The sequence below is a fragment of the Bacillus sp. S/N-304-OC-R1 genome, assembly GCF_019749375.1.
In the GTDB taxonomy this organism is placed as follows: domain Bacteria; phylum Bacillota; class Bacilli; order Bacillales; family Cytobacillaceae; genus Cytobacillus.
On the sequence record NZ_JACWFE010000004.1, the window covers coordinates 130,185 to 152,361 of the forward strand.

20 protein-coding genes are annotated in these 22,177 nt (G+C 38.6%); 13 read left to right on the forward strand and 7 right to left on the reverse strand.

Features of this window, described 5'->3' with window-relative positions; genetic code table 11:
• Window positions 1–47: 47 nt before the first annotated feature.
• Window positions 48–785, reverse strand: coding sequence for an IclR family transcriptional regulator (locus tag H0173_RS05755; protein WP_221845398.1), 738 nt, complete (start codon window positions 783–785; stop codon window positions 48–50).
• Between the two features lie 190 nt (window positions 786–975).
• Between H0173_RS05755 and H0173_RS05760 the strand changes: the two genes are divergently transcribed.
• The 4 genes from H0173_RS05760 to H0173_RS05775 all read left to right on the forward strand — a co-directional run bounded on the left by H0173_RS05760 (window position 976) and on the right by H0173_RS05775 (window position 5,938).
• Window positions 976–1,830 (forward strand): dimethylarginine dimethylaminohydrolase family protein, encoded by an 855-nt coding sequence (locus tag H0173_RS05760; RefSeq protein WP_221845674.1) that lies wholly within the window; start codon window positions 976–978, stop codon window positions 1,828–1,830.
• A gap of 46 nt (window positions 1,831–1,876) precedes the next feature.
• Window positions 1,877–2,638 carry a dimethylarginine dimethylaminohydrolase family protein gene (locus H0173_RS05765; protein ID WP_221845399.1) on the forward strand — a complete coding sequence of 254 codons (762 nt, stop codon included), beginning with the start codon at window positions 1,877–1,879 and terminating at the stop codon, window positions 2,636–2,638.
• A gap of 179 nt (window positions 2,639–2,817) precedes the next feature.
• Entirely contained in the window at window positions 2,818–4,224 is a 1,407-nt protein-coding gene (locus tag H0173_RS05770) for an amino acid permease (protein ID WP_221845400.1), read from the forward strand.
• A 94-nt stretch (window positions 4,225–4,318) separates the two neighbouring features.
• On the forward strand, window positions 4,319–5,938 hold the full coding sequence (locus H0173_RS05775; RefSeq protein ID WP_221845401.1) for a M20/M25/M40 family metallo-hydrolase: 1,620 nt from the start codon (window positions 4,319–4,321) through the stop codon (window positions 5,936–5,938).
• 48 nt (window positions 5,939–5,986) lie between these two features.
• On the opposite strand, the gene H0173_RS05780 is transcribed toward H0173_RS05775, so the two are convergent.
• Window positions 5,987–6,208 carry a hypothetical protein gene (locus H0173_RS05780; protein ID WP_221845402.1) on the reverse strand — a complete coding sequence of 74 codons (222 nt, stop codon included), beginning with the start codon at window positions 6,206–6,208 and terminating at the stop codon, window positions 5,987–5,989.
• A 157-nt stretch (window positions 6,209–6,365) separates the two neighbouring features.
• Between H0173_RS05780 and H0173_RS05785 the strand changes: the two genes are divergently transcribed.
• On the forward strand, window positions 6,366–6,560 hold the full coding sequence (locus tag H0173_RS05785) for an IDEAL domain-containing protein (protein ID WP_221845403.1): 195 nt from the start codon (window positions 6,366–6,368) through the stop codon (window positions 6,558–6,560).
• A gap of 31 nt (window positions 6,561–6,591) precedes the next feature.
• Here H0173_RS05785 and H0173_RS05790 read toward each other — a convergent pair whose 3' ends face one another.
• The 5 genes from H0173_RS05790 to H0173_RS05810 are packed head-to-tail and all read right to left on the reverse strand — an operon-like array spanning window position 6,592 to window position 10,496.
• A complete protein-coding gene (locus tag H0173_RS05790; RefSeq protein WP_221845404.1) occupies window positions 6,592–6,942 on the reverse strand; it encodes a MaoC/PaaZ C-terminal domain-containing protein in 351 nt (116 codons plus the stop codon).
• Window positions 6,939–7,334: a MaoC family dehydratase gene (locus tag H0173_RS05795; protein WP_221845405.1), complete on the reverse strand. Its 396-nt coding sequence runs from the start codon at window positions 7,332–7,334 to the stop codon at window positions 6,939–6,941. Before H0173_RS05795 ends, H0173_RS05790 begins: the two co-directional genes overlap by 4 nt.
• A complete protein-coding gene (locus H0173_RS05800; protein WP_221845675.1) occupies window positions 7,331–8,428 on the reverse strand; it encodes an acetyl-CoA C-acyltransferase in 1,098 nt (365 codons plus the stop codon). The genes H0173_RS05795 and H0173_RS05800 overlap by 4 nt, the downstream gene beginning before the upstream one ends.
• Window positions 8,413–9,885 carry an AMP-binding protein gene (locus tag H0173_RS05805; RefSeq protein ID WP_260631044.1) on the reverse strand — a complete coding sequence of 491 codons (1,473 nt, stop codon included), beginning with the start codon at window positions 9,883–9,885 and terminating at the stop codon, window positions 8,413–8,415. Before H0173_RS05805 ends, H0173_RS05800 begins: the two co-directional genes overlap by 16 nt.
• Window positions 9,886–9,932: 47 nt before the next feature.
• On the reverse strand, window positions 9,933–10,496 hold the full coding sequence (locus H0173_RS05810) for a biotin transporter BioY (RefSeq protein ID WP_221845407.1): 564 nt from the start codon (window positions 10,494–10,496) through the stop codon (window positions 9,933–9,935).
• A 438-nt stretch (window positions 10,497–10,934) separates the two neighbouring features.
• Here H0173_RS05810 and H0173_RS05815 point away from each other — a divergent pair, with 438 nt between their 5' ends.
• The 8 genes from H0173_RS05815 (at window position 10,935) to H0173_RS05850 (ending at window position 22,168) form a co-directional block, all read left to right on the forward strand.
• Entirely contained in the window at window positions 10,935–11,852 is a 918-nt protein-coding gene (locus H0173_RS05815) for a nuclease-related domain-containing protein (RefSeq protein WP_221845408.1), read from the forward strand.
• A gap of 825 nt (window positions 11,853–12,677) precedes the next feature.
• A complete protein-coding gene (locus tag H0173_RS05820) occupies window positions 12,678–13,724 on the forward strand; it encodes an iron-containing alcohol dehydrogenase (RefSeq protein ID WP_221845409.1) in 1,047 nt (348 codons plus the stop codon).
• Window positions 13,699–15,069: an aldehyde dehydrogenase gene (locus H0173_RS05825; protein WP_221845410.1), complete on the forward strand. Its 1,371-nt coding sequence runs from the start codon at window positions 13,699–13,701 to the stop codon at window positions 15,067–15,069. The genes H0173_RS05820 and H0173_RS05825 overlap by 26 nt, the downstream gene beginning before the upstream one ends.
• A 143-nt stretch (window positions 15,070–15,212) precedes the next feature.
• Window positions 15,213–16,454, forward strand: a complete 1,242-nt coding sequence (locus H0173_RS05830) for an ATP-binding protein (protein ID WP_221845411.1) — start codon at window positions 15,213–15,215, stop codon at window positions 16,452–16,454.
• Window positions 16,455–16,769: 315 nt separating this feature from the next.
• A complete protein-coding gene (locus H0173_RS05835) occupies window positions 16,770–17,816 on the forward strand; it encodes an aminoglycoside phosphotransferase family protein (protein ID WP_221845412.1) in 1,047 nt (348 codons plus the stop codon).
• A complete protein-coding gene (locus H0173_RS05840; RefSeq protein ID WP_221845413.1) occupies window positions 17,737–18,738 on the forward strand; it encodes a glycosyltransferase in 1,002 nt (333 codons plus the stop codon). The genes H0173_RS05835 and H0173_RS05840 overlap by 80 nt, the downstream gene beginning before the upstream one ends.
• A 264-nt stretch (window positions 18,739–19,002) precedes the next feature.
• Window positions 19,003–20,823: a sigma-54-dependent Fis family transcriptional regulator gene (locus H0173_RS05845; protein WP_221845414.1), complete on the forward strand. Its 1,821-nt coding sequence runs from the start codon at window positions 19,003–19,005 to the stop codon at window positions 20,821–20,823.
• Window positions 20,824–20,971: 148 nt separating this feature from the next.
• Entirely contained in the window at window positions 20,972–22,168 is a 1,197-nt protein-coding gene (locus H0173_RS05850) for an iron-containing alcohol dehydrogenase (protein WP_221845415.1), read from the forward strand.
• Window positions 22,169–22,177 lie beyond the last annotated feature (9 nt).

A 22,177-nucleotide genomic window follows, 5' to 3' on the forward strand; every position in this document is an offset into this window, starting at 1 on the left:
GCCAGTCCAATTATTTTTAAAAAATTGGACTGGCTTTTAAATAAGCCTTATCGTCTAGAACCTAATTTTACCGATATATGTTTTGCAGTTTCTATTACCTTTTTAATTAAATAATCCTGTCTCTCTTGCGTTAAATTGAAGTTAACATAACCAATGCTGATTGCGCCAATTAAGTCATTCCACTGGTTAAAGATCGGCGCAGCAACAGATGATGTTCCTTCTGTTCTTTCACCATTGCTAAATCCATATCCTTGCGTCCTTGTTTGCTGAAGAACATTTAAGAATTTTTGTTTCTCTTCCTCTGCGATGATTGCTTGAACAATTTTCTGCATTTCCTCTTTAGGCATATAAGCAAGCATTGCTTTATTAGCTGCCCCGATATTCATCGGGATCCGAATCCCTAATTGGTCATTAATCCGAATCGGATTAGTAGGGCAGTCAATTCTTTCAACAATGATGGATTCGAGGCCAATGCACTTGCTGTAATAGATGCTTTCTTCAACCTCAATCATAAGCCTTTCCATTTCAGGACGAATTAAGTTAACAAAATCGAAACTATCATATAGCTGTAAGCCATACTCTAGCCATGTGTTGCCTAAAGAATAGAGTTTAGAATCAGGGTCTTGCTGAACAAGCCCATGTTTTTTCATTGCTTGTAAAAGCCGGTGCATCGTACTTGCAGGCAGATCGCATTCTTTTGATAAGTCAGTAATGGATAACCACATTTTATCTGGGCTGTTGGCTAAAGCCTTCGTTACCTGCATTGCGCGGTCTATCGTTTGCATAAATTTATCTCCCATTCCATTTTATAATTCTATTATATATAAAAATTGCTAAATGAAAAGATTCCATCAATTCGAAAAATATTGACACGCAAAAATATCTATTATAATATCATAAGTATAAAATTCCTTTCAGAGGAATTAGATTCCGATAGATGGAAAAGGAGGAGTTCGGGTGGATTATTGTCAATCAATGTACAAACAACTGCGAACTGTTATTGTAAAACATCCCAATGAGGCTTTTAAGAGCCAGGAACACTTAAATAAAGAATGGGAAAGATTTAATTATTTAGAAGAGCCAAACTTTGCTGAAGCTCAAAAGGAATATGAAGAGTTCCTTTCTATTCTTCGTAAACATGTGGATACAATTGAATTTTTACCAGCTTCAGATGAAGTCGGATTAGATTCTCTTTATGCCCATGATCCTGTTAAGTTCACAGGTAAAGGTGCAATGATATTGAAATCAGGAAAAAAACTGCGTCAAAATGAAGCAGTTATTTATAAACAATTTCTTCAAGAGAAAAACATTCCAATTATTGGCGAACTAACGGGGGATGCGGTAGCTGACGGCGGAGATATTGTGTGGCTTGATGACCGGACAATACTTGTTGGAAGAGGTTATCGAACAAATGATGAGGCCATTCGCCAAATTAAAGAAATGACAAAAGATTTAGTAGACGAATTTATTGTTGTCCAGCTTCCGCACGATCAAGGAGAAAATGAATGTCTGCACTTAATGTCATTTATCAGCATGGTAGATTCAGATTTAGCTGTTGTGTATTCAAGATTAATGCCTGTATTTATGAGACAGCTTTTAGTAGAGAAAGGCATTCAATTTGTAGAAGTTCCAGAAGAAGAGTATTTAACCCTAGGCTGTAATGTATTAGCTCTAGCACCGAGAGTTTGTGTAATACCTGCTGGAAACCCATCAACAAAGGAGCAATTACTTGCGGCTGGTGCTACTGTATATGAATATCAAGGTCGTGAAATCTCTTACTTAGGTACAGGCGGTCCAACTTGCCTTACTTGTCCGGTAGTTCGTAATTAAAAAATTCATACTATTTTCATAGATACAAATATTAGGAGGAAATGAAATGTTCAAAAATACAATTGTTAAAACACCTGGAGATACTTATATTAACGGATTAACAACTTCAGATTTAGGAACACCTATTTATGAAAAGACTTTAGAACAGCATGCAGCTTATATCGAAGCACTTAAAAAGTGTAATGTTGAAGTTCATGTAATGCCTAAAAACAACGATTTCCCAGATTCAACTTTCGTTGAGGACACAGCCGTATTAACAGCTGAATTCGCTGTGATCTCTAATCCTGGCGCAGATTCAAGAAATAGAGAAATCGTTGAAATGGAGCCAGCTATTAAAGGCTTCTACGATAAAATTTATTATATTAAATCACCAGGTTTACTTGATGGCGGTGACGTCCTGCAGGCTGATGATCATTTCTATATCGGTATTTCAGAACGTACAAATCAAGAAGGTGCAGAACAGTTAAAAGAGATCTTAGAGTCCGAAAACTACAAAGCTACTATTGTTCCGCTTAAAGAATTTTTCCACTTAAAAACAGGAATTGCCTACTTAGGGAACAATAAAATGGTTGTAGCTGGCGAGTTCATTGATCATCCGGATTTTGCATCTTATGACAAAATCATCGTTCCAGCTGAAGAAACATATGCAGCAAACTGTATACAAGTAAATGACTATGTAATTATTCCAGCTGGTTTCCCACAAACAAAGAAACTAATTAACGATGCTGGCTATGAAACAATCGAACTTGAAATGTCAGAGTTCCGCAAGTTAGATGGCGGGTTAAGCTGCTTATCATTACGATTCTAAACTTAAACAAATGCATCAATATTCAAGGGAAGCTGAGTAGGAATAATATCTTATTTCCGCATTCAGCTTCTCGGCACCTAAGAGCTTGCACCATGATGGAATTTTTGTAAGGGTTATCATTTGAAGTCAACTATGTAAATACAAAAAATTGGGATAGTGGATAGAAGGGTGTGAGTGATATGGCCAATCAAGAATTACAAGATAACCAGTTAAATCGTTCCATGAAGAGACGGCATTTATTTATGCTATCTCTTGGAGGAGTAATCGGAACTGGACTGTTTTTAAATGCAGGGTATACGATTAATCAGGCAGGTCCAGGCGGTGCATTAATTGGATATTTATTCGGAGGACTTATTTTATACATGGTAATGGTTTGTTTAGGGGAACTAGCGGTTTATATGCCAGTAACTGGATCTTTCCAAACATACGCCAGTAAATTTATTAGTCCTTCAGCAGGCTTTGCTCTAGGCTGGATGTATTTTATCGGGTCAGCAACAACTGCAGGAGTTGAATTTACGGCTGCCGGCATCGTCATGCAGCGCTGGTTTCCACACATATCTGTTTGGATATGGTGTGCAGTTTTTATCTTGCTATTGTTTGCCCTAAATGCATTAACAACGAGAGGATTTGCAGAAGCGGAATATTGGTTTGCTGGAATTAAAGTAGTTGCGGTTATTTTTTTCATTATTATCGGATTTGGTGCAATCTTTGGATTCATTCCATTAGCAGATCGTCCTGCTCCACATTTCGATCATTTAGCTCAATCTGGACTATTTCCAGCCGGTATAGCCATTCTCTTCGTTACAATGATGAACGTTATTTTTTCCTACCAAGGATCAGAGCTGATTGGGATTGCAGCTGGAGAAAGTGAAGAGCCTGAAAAGAATATTCCTCGTGCGATCCGAAATGTCCTTTTTAGAATTGTCATTTTCTACATTTCTTCTATCGTTGTATTATCTGCCATTTTCCCATCATCTGAATTAGGATTACTAGAAAGTCCATTTGTTACACTGATGGATTTAGCAGGCATACCGTTTGCACCTGATATTATGAACTTTGTTATTTTAACAGCCATTTTGTCTGTAGGTAACTCTTGTTTATATGCCTCCACACGTCTATTATGGGCGATGGCAAACGAAGGAATGGCTCCACGACGTTTTAGTAAACTATCTAAGCGCAAGGTTCCATTTGCTGCACTAGTGTTTACGATGGTTTTCTCTCTTTTATCGCTATTAACAAGTGTAGCAGCTGCTGACACAGTTTTCGTATTACTCATGTCGATTGCCGGAATTTCCGTTACGATTTCATGGATGGGAATTGCACTATCACAGCTTATGTTCAGACGGAAATATATTAAGGCCGGTGGAAAAGTAGAAGATCTAAAGTTCAAAGTACGATTCTATCCAGTTGTTCCGATCATATGTATCGTATTTTGTTTTTCAATTCTTGTATTCCTCGCCTTTGACCCGACACAGCTTGTAGGTCTATTAATCGGAATTGCATTCTTAGTAGGCTGTATATTATTCTATCGATTTAAACTCGAAAAAAAGGCAGTTCCTGAGTCAGGTTCAGACAATGCTGCTTAGGAATAGGCTTGTATTGAAAGTTTCCTGTTGTATAATATAAGTAAATATTTTGTAATATTTTGAATAAATAGGAAGTAAGAAGGAGTTATGGACAATGACACAACTTAGATGGGGAGATCCAAAGGCATTAAGAGAACTATTATGCGAGGTTGTCAGCTGGAAGAGCATGACTCTCACAGAAGGTGAACGTGAATTTCCAGTTAAACTAAAGGCAAAACTGCAGGAACTAGACTATTTTATAAAGAATCCTGGTCACTTACAATTAGATGATGCCGATTTAGGACGCCGTTTCCTTACGGCTTTATATAAGCACCCAGAAGCAAGTGAAACAATCGTCTTAATTAGCCATTTTGATACAGTTAATACGGAAGAATACGGAGATATTGAACCACTTGCTTATCAGCCTGAACAATTGACTGAACTTCTTCATGATCGATTAAATGATCTGCCAGAAGATGCGAAACAAGATTTATTATCAGGGGAGTACTTATTCGGCCGCGGAACGATGGATATGAAGATGGGGCTTGTGATGCATATGAGTTTAATTGAAAAGGCATCGATCGAACAATGGCCGATTAATCTAATCTTGCTAACAGTTCCGGATGAAGAGGTTAACTCCTCAGGTATGCGTGCAGCTGTTCATAAACTGCTTGACTTACGAGATGAGCATAGTTTAACTTATAAGCTTTTCCTTAATGGAGAACCTGTATTTTCACAGGAACCTGGCGACCGTAAATATTATGTGTACTCTGGTACGATTGGGAAAATCATGCCATCCGCACTTTTCTACGGAAAGGAAACGCATGTAGGTGAACCATTGAGCGGAATCACAGCACCTTATATTGCATCATTTTTAACACAGCATATGGAGTGGAATACAGCTCTTCAGGAAACAGTATTAGGGGAGAAAACACCAGTTCCAGTTACACTGCAGCAAAAAGATTTGAAGCTAGAATATTCTACACAGACTCCATATCGTGCTGCTGCTCTATATAATGTATTTTTAATGAAAAAGAATGCCTCCGAAATCATGGATGTATTCGAAGGAATCGCACAAGAAGCAGCTCAGGCATGTAATGATGCCTACAAAAAAGTATGCTCGTCCCAAGGAGTTACTCCTGTTGGAGAAGTTCGAGTTCTGCGCTATGAAGAACTATTGAAACATGCAACAACCAAAATTGGGCATGCTCGAGTTGAGGAAATAAAGAAGAATATTTTGGCTATCGAAGATTGGGATGATCGTGAAAAGTCCTTCCGCATTGCAGATGCGCTAATTATTCAATGCCAAGAGCTTACACCAGCGATGGTGCTACTATACGCACCTCCATATTATCCGGCCATTAATTCATCGGATAATGAGCTTGTTCATAAATGTATTGATTACGTGAAAGAGCAGGGCCAAGAGAAATTTGATTTGCCTGTTCATCAAATTCACTATTTCAATGGCATTTGTGACTTGAGCTATGTGAATTATAAGGACGAAGGGGAAGGCTGGACAGCGTTTGTAACCAATACACCAGTATGGGGGGAATCATACAGCATTCCTTTTGAAGGCATGAAGGAATTGGATGCTCCAGTTCTAAATGTCGGTCCATTTGGCAAGGACGCCCACAAACGAACAGAACGCGTTCATATGAAGAGTGCATTTGAAGAAGTGCCTGCACTAGTTGAAGGCATGATTAAAATGATGGTAAATGAAAAAGTCGGCGTATAAAAACGATAAGGAAAGAGACATCTCTTGCGGGATGTCTCTTTCCTATTGTCATGACGTTTTCTTTTGCTGCTCTTCCTTTTCGATCAGTGAACCTTTTTTAATCCAGTATTGGAAGCTGTCCAATGGAAAAACACCCCGGCAATCAGGATTATACATTTGAACAATCACACTGGCAGGAGTAACCTCTACTACTTTAAGCGACTGTGATTTAGCCAGATTAGGAATGAAGCAGCTCTTCATTTCAAACTCCATATTGATGTAAAGATTCATATTTACACATCCCTAGAAGGTAATTATCTTGATCTTCCTTATATTCCCCATGCCATCTTTTTTTATCCATAAATTGGACAAGACTTTTTCGAACAAAGAGATTGAATTATCTAAATATTCCTGCTAAAATAGAAAAAAGGTCAAGGAGTTGATAGGAATGGAAAAACACTTACTTAATTCACCTGAGCAACTGGACGAGAATATGGATGAGATTCTTGCTGAACAATTTTTAAACAACGCCTTGCAGACATTTCGAAAAGAACAATTAAAATCTCTAATTGACCACGCATTAATGGAAAGAAACAAAGACGAATTTATGCGGTTAACCCAAGAACTGAAGAGTATTTCATAAAGTGAAAGGCTGCCAAGATGTGCAGCCTTTATTATTTTTCATTTAAAATAATTTTTCCTTTAGCTACGATTTTACTTTTGCATTTTCCTTCATAACGAAGGGTAGGATACTGTTCCATAAAAGTAATGGTTACTTCATCATTAATATAGACCGGTGCACTAAAAGTCATGTCATATATTAGTGGTACTGAATGAGAAAGGGTTGCTTCCTGAGAAATCACGCTCCATACCTTCGCCATAGTCATCATTCCATGTGCGATTTTGTCAGGAAACCCATGGGAATTTGCCGCTTCCTTATCTAAATGAATAGGGTTGAAATCTCCGGAAAGCAGGGCATATTGTTCTATATCCTGTTGGGTTATTTTAAAAGTAACGGATTTCATTTCACACCGCCTGCAATCAAATGTGATATTCCTTGAAAATAAAGCTTTCCTTCAAGATCAAATATTTTTAGTGATTGCTGAACAAAAGTATTCTCGCCACGAACATCATTTCGATCTAGTGTTACAACAGCTTTGTATTTTTGGTCAATAAACATCGGCTGCTCAATTCTGCATTCCTGTTTTCGATGGATAACAGGAGGCTTCAACTCCCAAGGCGCCGTTATCCATTTATAGGTGATTGCCGGCATTGCAGGAGGGAGAGGAATCGTCGGAAGTCCACTTGATTTTGCTCCTTCTATTGATTGATAAATAGGATTAGGATCACCAAGAATTTGCACAAATTGCTGAACATCTTCCTTAGAAAATACAACTTCGATTTCTTCTGAAATCATACAATCACCTCAAATAGTGCTGCCACGCCGATTCCGCCGCCACTTCCTATGGAAGCTAGAACATATCTAATATCAGGATGCCTTTGCACCTCATAAAATAGTCTTGTCATCATGATCGCGCCGGATGCACCATAAGGATGACCCATTGTCAGCGCACCTCCACAAGAATTAAGCCTTTGATAGGGGATAGAAAGCTCTCTTGCACAAGCAATGACTTTAGAAGCAAAAGCCTCATTTATTTCTATTAAATCAATATCATCGATAGTAAGCGATTGTCTCTTAAGCAGAGCTTGAATAGCCGGGACTGGAGAATAGCCAGGGAAATTCGGATGTACACCTGTAACTTCACTATCGACAAAGCGGAGCACTGGTTTGAATCCATACTGTGCAGCCGTATTTTCCTCCATGATCATAACGGCAGCAGCACCATCATGAATTCCACAGCTATTCGCGGCAGTCACTGTCCCATTTTCTTTCATAAAAATCGGCCGAGCTCTATTTAATAGTGCATCAATATTTCTTTTCCTTAAAAATTCTTCGTCATCGTGAATTTCGTCGATGGGGATAATTTCCTCGCTAAATCTCCCTTTTTGAAAAGCTTCCCAGCTTCTTTCATAACTAAGTCTGGCATATTGATCTTGCTCTTCCCTAGAAATTTCGAATTTTTGGGCAACATATTCTGCGGCAATTCCCATACCTGGATCGCCAATGTGTTCTGGAGAGAAGCGGGCTCTTTGAGGAAAAGGTGAAGTGCTTGTACTTTCTACACCACCCGCAATATAGCAGGTACCTGCTCCTCCTTGTATAAAATAACACCCCATTCTAATCGCTTCTAGACCAGCACTGCATTGACGGTCTATCGTGAGACCCGGAACAGAAAGGGGGAGCCCTGCCTCTAAAGCAGAGACCCGTGCAATATTTCCGCCAGGACCGACAACATTGCCTAAGATGACATCATTAACTTTTTCTTCTATACCGTTAGCTAATGTACGAAGGACTGGAGCAGCAAGCTTGGACGGATCATCATCTTTAAAAATCCCATTCTTTTTCCCAATCGGGGTTCTTTTTGCTTGGACAATCACTGCACGTTTAATCGCTTTTCACCTTCCTTCCTTTCTATCATTTCCTTTAATTCTGATCTGGCTATTTTACCGCTTGTTGTATAAGGGAGTTCATCTAGAAAATACCACTTTCGCGGAGTTTTGTAGGCGGATAAGTGGCGTTTACACAATCGCTTCAACTCTAGCTTCTCTGCATGACCTTTGATAACTGCTGTAACGATTTGTCCCCAGTAGGAATTGGAAACACCAATGACAGCCACTTCCTCAACATCCGGATGGAGAGCGAGGATGGTTTCGACTTCCTCAGGAAAAATATTAATGCCTCCATAGATAATCATATTATTCTCACGGCCAGCTATATAAAGGAAGCCATCCTCATCTAAATACCCCATATCATTAACAGTAGCCCATCCATTTTCATCTTGAATGGTTTGAATTGCGTGTGTTTCAGGGTCTAAATATCCTGTAAAAATCAATTTGCTTCTAACAAATATTTTTCCAGTTTCTTGGGGCTGAGCAATCTGATTATCCGCTTTCCGAATTTGAACTTCCACTCCCGTACAAGGTTTGCCGACGGAGCCCGCTTTGTCCATCCCTAGACTAGTAGATAAATAGGAAACAAAGCTAAGCTCGCTTGCTCCGTAAAATTCGAATAACTCTATTTGTGGGAACATATCTATGATTTTTTTCTTTGAATGCTCAGTCCATTTCGCTCCAGAAGATAGAATCGTAAAAGGTGCATCGATTTTATAATTTAATTGAAGTAGAGCTTCAATCATTGTTGGTACAACAAAAATAGTACTGATCGTTTTTGTTTGTAAAAGATCTAATACTTGTAATGGCGAGAATTTCTCCAGTAAATATACGGTTCCGCCTAAGGCAAGTGTACTAATTGCACCGTAGAGAAAGTGCGAATGAATTAAGGCGCCTGGTATGAGAACATGCTCGGATTCTTTTAGGTTGAAATCTATTCGATTGCACGTAAAGCTTTCAATCCAGGATTCATGTGAGCGGATAAATGCTTTTGGGTTTCCTGTTGTGCCTGAGGTAAAACCCATGTAAAATGGCGGATTTCCTATTGGTTTTTGAAATATGGTATTCATTTGATTGATTTCATTGCTGCAGCTATCCCATGTTCGAACATTTGCATATTTAATAGAAGGTACGAGTTCATCAATCGTAATGATGAGTGATGGTGCTGCTAGCAACAGGCGTTTTTCTAATTCAGCTTCCTTCCACTTCATATCCAGGGGAACAGCTGTCCAGCCAGCACTTGCAGCTCCAGCGAAAATTTGCAGAAAAGGAATTCCATTTGGGAGGAGAATGCCGACTGTCTTTTTTGGCAGATTGAGAGACTCAAGCCAATTTGCTGTTTTCTTTATTCGCTCAGCCCAATTTTGGTAGCTAATTTTACAGGAAGCTGTTTGAATCGCTATTTTTTCTGGAAAGTCTTTAGCATGCTTCTCATAGTAATCTGTAATAAGATTCAAAATATCTCCTTCTTTCATAGATCCATTATGTAAAAAAGAGACACATATTAAAGTGTCTCCGTTGTATTAGCTATTCTTTGTTTAAAGACAGGATGCTTTCGTAGCCTGTATACTAATAAGGAAGCGATAATCGCTTTTATCGTATCCCCGGGAATATATACTAAACTTAATTTTATAGCGGCTGGAACGGTAATGTCCATCATAAAGGCTTGAACAGGGATACCAATTAAGTATATTAAGAATATACCAACAGTAAGATTAACAAGCAATACATGCTGTAGCTTTAAATTCTTGAATTTCGACAATAAATATCCTAAGCAAAATGCGGTAATAGGATACGAAATTAAGTAGCCTGCGCTTGGCCCAAAGAATACTCCAATACCGCCGCGGCCTCCGGATAATAACGGAACCCCTGCAGCAACTAACAGCAAGAATAAAGTTAGACTGATTCCGCCAAGTCTAGCACCCAAAATTCCGCCAGCTAGTAGAACACCAAGTGTTTGCAAAGTGATCGGCACAGGTGTGAATGATAAAAAGATAGGTGGAACTACTCCTAGAGCTCCCATAATAGCAGCAAATAAAGCAACGTATGTAATCTCTTTATTTTTCATAAGTCATCTCCAACAATTAATAGTTTTGTAGTTTAATTTTAATGTGTTGAAAATTCTTTTGTCAACTTATTTTTATTTAGGTTAACATTTAAAGGGGGATATAAATTGGAACAGCTATCGATAAAATTATCTGCAGGGGCAGTCGATAAATTAAAAGAAACGGTGGACACTGAAAAAGTTTCAATTCGCTTAAAATCGTATCCTACAGGCGATTGTTGAGGCAGTGTTGAGTTTAAATTGTCCCTGGATGGGGCAAGGGAGAACGATATTCACTTGATTATTGACGGCCTGCCATTTGTCATTGATAGTCATTCAACGGTGTTTATTTTTAAGACATTGTGGATTTCTTTTAGTGAAATGGATGGATTTGTTGTTGAGGATAGGTAGATGCGAGATTTTCGCCTGACTTATAAAATTAATGATGAAAAGGTGAGGAGAATGAATTTTAAAAAACGTCGTGAACCAGAGGAATTGACGGAATTAAGATATTTGAACAAAAGAATGAATTTATCAGAAGCAGATAGAAATCAATTAGCTCATTCAGAAAAAGGTTATAAGGGGGAGCTGCAATTTGACGAATGGATGAAGAAAATTCCAGATGATTGGCTTATTCTCAATGATTTGCTGCTGGAAAGCAATAGTACGTTGTTTCAAATTGACACTCTGGTCATTTCTCCTGAGACGATGTATATTTTTGAAATTAAAAATAATGAGGGAGATCATTACTTGGAAGGAGACCTCTGGTTCACTGCTTCCAATAAAGAAATAAATAACCCGATGATTCAAATAAATCGGAGTGAATCACTGCTAAGAAGACTGCTAAAAGATTTAGGTTTCAAAACTTCGATAGAATCCTTCGTTTGCTTCATTAACCCTGAATTCTTCTTATACCAAGCACCTCGAAATCTGCCAATTATTTATCTCCCACAGCTGCCGCGCTTCATTCAAAGACTTAATTCCGGTAAATCCCAAATTAACGCTAGCCACATGAGTCTCGCCGAAAAGCTAGTCACCCTTCATATTCCTAAATCCCCTTACAAAAGAACTCCAAGCTATCGCTGGGAAGAACTGAGAAAAGGAATCCCATGCCGTTATTGTCATTCCTTTATGGAAGAAAGCAGAGGTGAATACTTTATGTGTCGTCAATGCGGGGAGCAGGAGAAAACAGCCTCGTCCATTTTGAGAAATATAGAAGAGTTTGAGCTGCTGTTTCCAGAGAAGAAGATCACGACATTAGTGATTTATGAATGGTGCGGCGGTGTTCGTTCGAAACGAAGTATCAGGAGAATTTTGCAGAAAGAATATACCATGGTCGGGGGAGGGAGACATAGTTATTTTATCGGGAAGAAAGATTAATAGAAGAAATAGTGTAAATACTATATTTTAAGGCCAATACAAAATTAATAGACATTGAAAGTTAATTTATTGAAAGAATTTCCTCAAAATACACTTCAAAAGACCATATGAAAGTAAAATATGAGAAAGTAGACTTTTAGATTAGTTTAAAAGACCATAGTACGAGTGAAAAATGAAAAAGTTGTCCATTAGATCAGTTTAAAAGACCATAGTACGAGTGAAAAATGAAAAAGTTGTCCACTAGATCAGTTTAAAAGACCATGATACGGGTGAGAAATGAAAAAGTTGTCCACTAGATCAGTTTAAAAGACCGTAGTACAGGAGAAAAAAGAGAAAGTTGTCCACTAGATCAGTTTAAAAGACCATGATACGGGTGAGAAATGAAAAAGTTGTCCACTAGATCAGTTTAAAAGACCATGATACGGGTGAGAAAAGAAAAAGTTGTCCACTAGATCAGTTTAAAAGACCATAGTACAGGAGAAAAAAGAGAAAGTTGTCCATTAGATCAGTTTAAAAGACTATGATACGGGTGAGAAAAGAAAAAGTTGTCCACTAGATCAGTTTAAAAGACCAAAGTACAGATGAAAACCGAGAAAGTTGTCCACTAGCCGAGTTTAAAAGACCATTGTACAGATGAAATATGAGAAAGCTGTCCTTTAGACAAGGAAAACTGAGAAAGGTACATCAAGTATAAAAATAATTGTAAAAACAAAACACCCCCCTCTCAAAGTTGCCCTAAAAACAGGATTTCCCCCCGATTAGAATGAATAAATATAGTAAAGAAATTACGCCTGATCCAAAACACTGAAAATAGGTGATGATGATATGTTTTACTGGTATTGCAGAGTCTACCAGGGGGCGTTCCGTATCGTTTCTCGAATGCTACCCTGGCGTCAACCTGAATTATTAGAGGGAGAAAAAAGCCTGAGTAAACTTCCAGCACTTATAAAAAGTAAAGGGATTAGCAGTGTCCTCATCGTTACGGATAAACAGATTTCCTCATTAGGGCTAATGATTCCGTTACTAGAAGGTCTCCAGCAAGAGAAAATAGACTATATAATCTATGACAAAACTGTTCCCAATCCTACGATAGCAAATATAGAGGAAGCGCTCATACTATATAAAAATAGTAATTCAAAGGGAATCATCGCATTAGGTGGTGGATCAGCAATCGATTGTGCCAAGGGAGTGGGAGCGCGTGAAGCAAGGCCAAACAAAACGATTCCGCAAATGAGAGGCGAGCTGAAAATCAGGAGACCGATCCTGCCTTTGTTTGCCGTACCGACCACGGCTGGAACCGGAAGTGAAGCGACTGTTGTTTCCGTTGTGTCTGACAGTGCCACTCTTGAAAAGTATGCGATAAATGACATGTCGCTTATTCCGCAATATGCGGTTCTTGATCCGCTTATAACCGTTAATCTGCCGCCTCATCTAACCGCAACGACAGGCATGGATGCCTTAACTCATGCGGTCGAAGCTTATATTGGAAAGAGCAATACCGAAGAAACTGAGCAATACGCTAAAGAAGCGGTTAAGCTAATATTTGAAAATCTTTATGAGGCCTATTCCAACGGGGAGAACATTATTGCTCGCACGAATATGCAAAAAGCTGCTTATTTGGCGGGGCTTGCTTTTACCCGTGCCTATGTTGGTTATGTTCATGCGATTGCTCATACGCTAGGCGGCTTCTATTCGGTTCCACATGGTCTCGCAAATGCCATTATTATGCCATATGTATTAGACTATTATGGTGAAGCCGCTCATCAGTGTTTGGCTGAATTGGCAGATGTGATTGACTTAGGTGAAAATGAAGATACGATGGAACAGAAGGCAGGGAGGGAAATCATTGGAACATATTCGCACCATTATTGAAAAACAACAAAGATTTTTTAAAACAGATCAAACAAAGGATGTTGGATTTCGAATTGAAGTTCTAACAAAATTAAGAAACGCCATCAAAAATTATGAACGGGATTTAATGATAGCACTGAAGGCAGATCTTAATAAATCTGAATTTGATGCGTATACTACGGAAATTGGTGTAATGCTGGAGGAAACAAAAAATGCCCTTAAACATTTACGTAAATGGGCAAAGCCGGAAAAAGTGAAAACACCTATAACCCATATTGGTTCGACAAGCTATATTTATTCTGAACCTTACGGAGTGGCTTTAATTATTTCTCCATGGAATTATCCTTTTCAGCTGGCGATTGCTCCGTTAATTGGGGCGATTGCGGCAGGAAATTGCGCAATTATCAAACCATCCGAATTAACACCGGTTACGTCTCAATTATTAGCAAAGCTCATCGCTGAAATTTTTCCAGAAGAGTATGTAGCCGTCGTGCAGGGAGGGGTAGAGACGAGTCAAGCGCTGCTAAGTGAAAAGGTGGATTACATCTTTTTTACCGGGAGTGTACCTGTTGGAAAGGTAATTATGGAGGCAGCGGCGAAAAATCTAACACCGATTACATTAGAACTCGGCGGAAAAAGCCCGTGTATTGTATACAAAGATGCGAATATAAAGCTGGCTGCTAAACGAATCGCGTGGGGAAAATTCATAAATGCGGGCCAAACCTGTATAGCCCCTGATTATTTATATGTACATAATGACATAAAGAAAGAATTCCTCAGCCATTTACAGGAATCCATAACAGAATTATATGGACAGAATCCGCTCAATAACCAAGATTTCACTCGAATTGTAAACGAGAAGCATTTCAATCGCTTAAGTTCCTTCCTTAGCAATGGAGAAATTGTAATTGGTGGAAGCACTAACAAGGATTCTCTCATGATCGAGCCAACCATATTAACGAAAATTACATGGAATGATCCCATTATGAAGGATGAAATCTTTGGACCGATTCTTCCTGTAATGGAGTTTAAAGAACTATCTGAAGTCATCGATGGCATTCACAATCATCCCCATCCATTGTCACTCTATCTATTTACAGAGGATGAAAAGATTCAACAGGAAGTATTAAACCGAGTTTCATTCGGCGGAGGATGTATAAACGATACCGTCTATCATTTTGCTTCACCGTATCTTCCTTTCGGAGGTGTGAAAAGCAGCGGTATTGGTGCTTATCATGGCAAAGGCAGCTTTGACACATTTTCACACAAAAAGAGTGTCCTAAAACAAACAACGTTATTCGATATTCCTTTTCGCTACCCTAACGTGAAAAATGGCTTGAAAAAAATAAAGATGTTTTTAAAATAGAACAAAATAAATAAGTGAGGACAGACTATAATGAATAGCTGTCTTTTTTTTGACCTCAAGAAAGAAATTTTTAAACTTGTGTCGTAAATATTGCTATAATGATGATCATAGTTTTTTATTTCATAAGTAAAAGGTGGTACAACTTGCTAGAGACTTTTTTGATCAATATCCTTATTCTATTATTACCGGTCTTATTTTTTTTATTGTTTTTCGAAAAACGATTTATTACATACTATAAGGCCATCTTAATCATATTAAGCATGATTTCGATGTTGCTTTGCATGAAGTACCCGATTGTATTAGAAATTGGCTATAATGTAGATCTGCGTTATATTCCATTTATTATTTTTGCTCTTTTCTCAGGATATAAGTATACGTCGATACTGTATATTGTGTTAAATCTATATCGATTCTATATCGGCGGGCATGGTTCTCTTCAATCCCTTGCTTTCTCGACGATTATTTTTATCGTTGTCCCATTATTCAATAAATGGTTTTTGAAACAGTCTCCAAAGAAACGAATTTTGTGTGCTGTCTCTGCTGCGGTTATGACAATGATCTTCTATCTTATAACCCTTATTGCCTTTTTACCGGCATTGAATGATGAATACTGGACGATGGCATACCACACGATCCTGACTCATGCGTTCGTGATGTTCATTATTATGATTTTGATTGAGCAAATCATTGCGAACAGACAGGAGCGTGAATTATTATTTCAGTCTGAGAAATTTGAAGTCATGAGTGATTTAGCTGCGAGTGTCGCACATGAAATTAGAAATCCGCTTACCGTCACGAACGGATTTCTGCAGCTTCTGCAAGAATCAAAGAGCATTTCCCAGGAGGATAAACGGTATATTGACATATCTTTAAATGAATTAAAACGGGCTGAAGGAATTGTTAGCGAATTTCTAGCGTTTTCGAGACCGCAAAGTCAGAACATGGTAACTTCAAATCTCAAAAATGAAATTGAATATGCAAGAAATATCTTGATCCCGTATGCCAATATGCATCAGGTCAATATCGAATTGGACTATCATAATAAGAAGAAGGTTACATACGATAATAATCAAGTTCAGCAATGCTTGATTAATCTATATAAAAACGCGATTGAAGCGATGAAAGATACAGGCGGAACTCTTGCCATTGATGTTACGGAGAAAAAGAAGGCCATTGAAATACAAATTAAGGATACGGGAATTGGGATGACTGAGGAAGAGATTTCACAATTAGGGAGACCGTATTATTCTACGAAAAAAGAAGGGACTGGTCTAGGAATGCTGATGGTCTATAGTACGATCAGCAAATTAAATGGCAAAATTCATGTGGACAGTGAAAAAGGAAAAGGAACGACTTTTCTTATTACTGTACCAGCAGGAAAATAGTGAGCAGGAAGGATGGTCTTCTCTTTTGGGGAGGCTATTTTTTATGAAATATGAAAGAATAACATTTTTGAGTTTGAGAAATGTCTAGCTCCAGCGCCTACCCCCTCGAGGTCACAAGCCAATCCTCCCAGAAAGGAACAGTACACCTTTCCGTGAGACTCGTCTTGTGCTTGTCGGGGGTGAACAAGGCGTATGCGCTTTTCTTTTGTAAAAAATACACCGAATTTCAAACACTTTCCTTATAAATATTTCATGCTACAATAAAACAATAGACATATAGTACTATTCAACATCTAATGAGCAGGAGGTCATCATTTGTTTACCTCAGTAGTATGGCCAAATGGTACATTGAATCAGAAGGCGATATACAGAAAAGAAGAAATCTATCAGGGGATGAATGGTCGATTTGTAGAGCGGTTCTTTATGAATTCTCGAGAAAGCTATATATTTAAACCTCTAACGAATTCATCACAAATTGGCAAAGAAGTCTGGATACATAATCATTTGCTAGCTAAGCTGCCGCCGATTTTTCCAAAAATTATGGCATATTCTATAGATGAACATACAGATAATAATTGGATTATTTTTGAAGATTTAGGAAAAATATCACATCGGTTTAATGAGGATATTGCTTACAAGGTGATTGATTTAATGGCCAATTGGCATTCCATCCCGGTAGAAAATTTTATGAGCGAGCCATTGAAGGGGCCAAAACCATTCATTGAAGAAATGGTTCAGCACCTTTTTATACTTAAACAGAAATTACAGGACATTTCGGTTCAGTATGGCATTGCTGAAAAAATGTTAGATACTATTTTCAGCATGCTAGAAAACCATCGTTTTTCAAACAAAAAGGTCCTTTCCCATGGTGATTTGCACCAAGGGAATTATGGACAGACGGGAAAGAGAGTAGTCATTATCGACTGGGAGCATGCCCATATAAATTCCCCGTATTGGGATTTGTATCACTTCCTGGATATTTCTCATCCGGATTTTCCAAAAGGAATGAACAAGGGGCTGCGTAATCTGCTTCTTGAACATTATTTTATAAAAACAAATTTACCACAAGAAGAAAAATTTTCTTTTAAACAGGAGTATTTCTTGTTCTCCTCAGCCTTTTCGTTATGGATGATGCTTTTAATCCAGGGAGATTTAGAAAGAAACGCATCAAAATGGCCAAAAACGCAATTAATTGGGCAAATGTCTGAAACGATAACAAATTTGATTCAATGTGGAGAAGAGTTAAAACAGGATCTTATATCAGACAAATGGAGGTTTTACTATGACAAAAGTTGGACTCGTTATGAGGAAAATCCAATTTACCGAGGCACAAGGCCCTCGCGTCTTCGCGGACCGTCTTAAAGCGATCGGAGAGGAGCTAGGTGTTGAAATTGTTTTTATCTCACCTGAACGGCATGTCAGCGGATACGATTGGTTACCTGGATATGAGCATGAAAAAGGCGATCTCGTAAACTATGACATCGTATTAGATCAAATTCATTCGCAAAAAATTGAGCATGTCATCTACACCGTTTCAGGATTTACATACTTAAAAATGTTTTTAGAAAAAAGTGTTTTATTTCCTCATAGCTTTCCAGATCCAGCATTAACAGGCTATGAAATGATGAAGCCATTTTACCAAATTGTCGATAAAGCGATTGTGCAGACAGAATTTTTGAAAAGGGAAATGGCCCGCCATTTTGGCGTTCAGGATGTGACTGTTATTCCAATTGGCTTCAACGAAACGCTTGCTAAGAAACATTATGATCCAAGTCAGGTTATAGATAATCGTATTCTTTGGATTGGCCGTGATGAGGAAAATCGGCGACCGGATTTGGTACTTGAATATGCAAGAAAAAATCCGGATAAGGAAGTGTATATGGTTTTTGGCGGAGAGCGCTACAGGGAAACTATGAAAAAGTATGATATTCCAAGTAATATTAAGCTGCAATTCGCACTATCACAGGATGAAATTTTCAGCTTAATGAATTCGGCAAAGGTATATTGGAGCTGCTCGCGTTTTGATACATTTGCGATGCCGCTGACGGAAGCCCTAGCAATGGGGAAAATTGTCGTTAAGCCTGAGCATCCTTGTTATGATCATATTAGTGCCAAGCATTCCTTTTCCGGTAATGAAAAAAACTGGTTTGAGCTTGTTAATATGGCGGCTTCTGTTCCAATCAAAGCTTCCAAAGATAATCGTGATTATGCATTCGAAGCCTTTTCTGCAACCGTTATGAAGGAAGGCTATCGGAAATTTTTTAATGATTGGCTTAAAAATTAATTATGGATCTTAAAGAGGACAGTGCCTTGAATTAGGTTAGCTGTCCTCTGTTTTTTTGCTATATGATTTATTCTGCTGGCCACTATGATTAATTGTTTAATTGAAACATTATTCCAATTTATCTAAAAAAAGGGTTAGAATGTTATTAAGACAAAATATATATGACAGAAGGTTTATACGGTGTGTGAATATGATTTAGGATTAATAGAGAAGTCATAAAATAAATAATCGAATGCCAATCTTATCTATCAGGGAGGCTTCCACATGTCTGTAAAACAATTGATCAATGAATATAATGAGCCTGAATTTGCAGAAGAGCTTTTTCATGTCAGGAATTGGATGAAACCATGTCTACAATGTATTTTAGCGAGTAATACGGTAAGGGAGGCAGGTGAAATATTAAAAAAGTTGAACGTAAATGAGCTGCCGGTGATTGATGAGAGTGAGCGATTCATCGGAATGGTAACAACGAGAAAAATATTAGCTGATTTTTTACAGGGAGGAAATGGCGACGCTTATGTAGGGAGCGCGCTTATAGACGATGTTGCTGCAGTAAAGCCAACGGATTCCGTATTTAGTGCTGCCGCGTATCCATATGATCTGCTCCCAGTTGTGAATGAACACGGTAAAGTTGTTGGCATTCTGACGGCTAGAGATGCAATGGATGCATTATTTCAAATGATACATAAGCTTCAGAAGAAGCAAAACTCAGCAGAAGTTTTACGAATTATTTTAGAAAGTGCCTATGAGGGAATCGCAGTAGTTGATGAAAATGGAATACTTTTAGAATTTAATGAGGCATATAGCCGGTTTACAGGTATACCTCGTAAGGATGCAATTGGCAGGCATGTGACAGAGGTGATTGATAATACGAATCTCCATGTCACAGTCAAAACGGCGATACCTGAGCGTGGTGTCATTCAAAATATTCAAGGTCAGGATATGGTCGTCCACCGCATTCCAATTTGGAATAATGGAAAAGTGGCTGGTGCTATAGGCATGCTAATTTTTGAAGGAGTTACGGAAGTTTATAAACTCTATGAAACTTTGCAAAAGAATCATATTGAAGATCCATCATACAATCAATCCTCCTTTAAGGCTGAAGCGGAATGTGAAGTCACACTGGACCAGATACTTGGTGTGAGTGATGGAATTGCAGAGGTTAAACGACTAGCACGAAGGGCAGCGAGAACATCAGCGACGGTCTTAATTACTGGTGAAAGTGGAACTGGTAAAGAGATGTTTGCGAAAAGCATTCATCATTTAAGCCCTTATTCAAGTGGCCCTTTTATTAGTATTAATTGTGGTGCGATCCCAGAGCCTCTTTTTGAATCAGAGCTATTTGGCTATGAGGAAGGGGCGTTTACAGGAGCGAAAAGAGGAGGAAAGCAAGGGAAATTTGAGCTAGCGAAAAATGGGACAATCTTTTTAGATGAGATTGGAGAAATGCCGCTATCGATGCAAACTAAGCTGCTACGAGTTCTTCAGGAAAAAGAGGCAGAGCGTGTTGGCAGTGTAGAGAAGTATCAAATACATGCTCGGATCATTGCTGCGACGAATAGAAATCTATTGGATCTGGTTAGGAAAGGTCAATTTAGAGAGGATCTCTATTATCGGTTAAACATTATCCACCTGCATATTCCGCCATTAAGGGAACGAAAACAGGATATTCCTATTCTACTAGGCTATTATTTATCAAGCGTTAGCGTTAAATATGGAATTCCTAAGAAAACACTAACTTCAGAGGCTGTTTCTTTCCTTATGCAATATAAGTGGCGTGGCAACATTCGTGAAATGGTGAATATGATTGAAAGATTGGTCACACTAATCGATGGCGGATTCATAAATCAAAGTCATTTGCAAGAAGTTATGACGGAGCAAAAGGAAGACAATGACCCTAACTTTGTCGTCCGTGAGAAGTGTTCCGTACTGCTAGAGGCTAAAAATCTTGGAGAGCAGAGAGAAATAGAATTGATTACAAAAATTTTAAAAGAAGCAGGCGGCAATAAATCCAAGGCAGCCCAACTTCTAGGCATTCATCGAACAACTTTATATCAAAAGTTAAAAAAATATCGGATTCAATAGCTTTAATATGTAGTGACTATACTACATAAAATCTACATATGTAGGATGAAAACTACAAATCATTAACAATATTTTCTAATACAATGCTGTTTTTCAATTGGCACGCTCCTTGCAAGATAAATAAATATATTGAAGGAGAGTGAAGCCATTGGAAAAACAAGCTGTATTCAGAACTCCGCAAACCATTATTTATGGCAGTGGATCTTTTGAAAAAGTAGGCGAAGAAGCTGCATTAAGAGGAAAAAAGGCTCTCATCATAAGTGATAACATGATGGAGCAGTTAGGCTATGTCAGTAAGTGCAGAGGAATCCTCCAGCTTCATGGAGTGGAAAGCGTTGCATATTTGGGTGTAGCTACAGAACCGACAGATCTATATGTGTCTGAATCATTAGAAATTTTCGTTAAAGAAAAATGTGATGTGGTCATTTCTCTTGGCGGCGGCAGCTGTATAGATACAGCAAAGGCTATTGTCGTTCTAGCTGTGAACGGCGGATATATTGGCGACTATATGGGCGGTAAAAAGATTGCCGCAAATCCACCCATTCCGCATATTGCGATTCCAACAACGGCAGGAACAGGCTCAGAGGCAACTGATGCGACAGTCATTACAAATACAAGGAATGACGTCAAGATGATGATCAAACAGCCTGCCTTCATGCCTGCAGCTGCGATTGTTGATCCATTTCTGACTTGTTCATCACCAAAGAGTATTACTGCGGCAACAGGCGTGGACGCCTTAAGCCATGCTATTGAAGCTTACCTTTCAAGGCGATCACATCCGATGACTGATACCCTCGCTCTATCAGCTATGAATCTCATTGTGAAAAATATTAAAAATGCTTACGAGAATGGGGACGATCTAAGTGCAAGAGAGGCGATGTCGCTAGGCTCGCTTCAAGCCGGAATGGCGTTCTCGAATGCATCTGTCTGTCTAGTGCATGGAATGTCCAGACCGATTGGTGCCTTATTCCATGTTCCGCACGGCTATTCAAATGCCATGCTGCTGCCAGCCGTTCTCGAATACAGTAAAGAGGCGTGTATTGACCGCCTAGCAGATCTCGGGAGAATTTTTGCCGGGGACTCAGTGGGAATGTCCAATGAGGAAGGTGCCCATTTCGCTGTAGCATCTGTTAAAGAATTGTGTGTAGCCTTAAACATTCCGAATTTAAAAGGATGGGGAATCGAGGAGGCAGCCTTTCAACAGGCCATTAGTAAAATGGCAAGTGATGCGATTGCAAGTGGAAGCCCCGGCAATAATCCGAGGATTCCAACTCATCGTGAATTAGAGGAACTTTACCGAAAGTGTTTTAACTATCAATACAATATCAATATAAATGTCCAATGAAACGAGGAG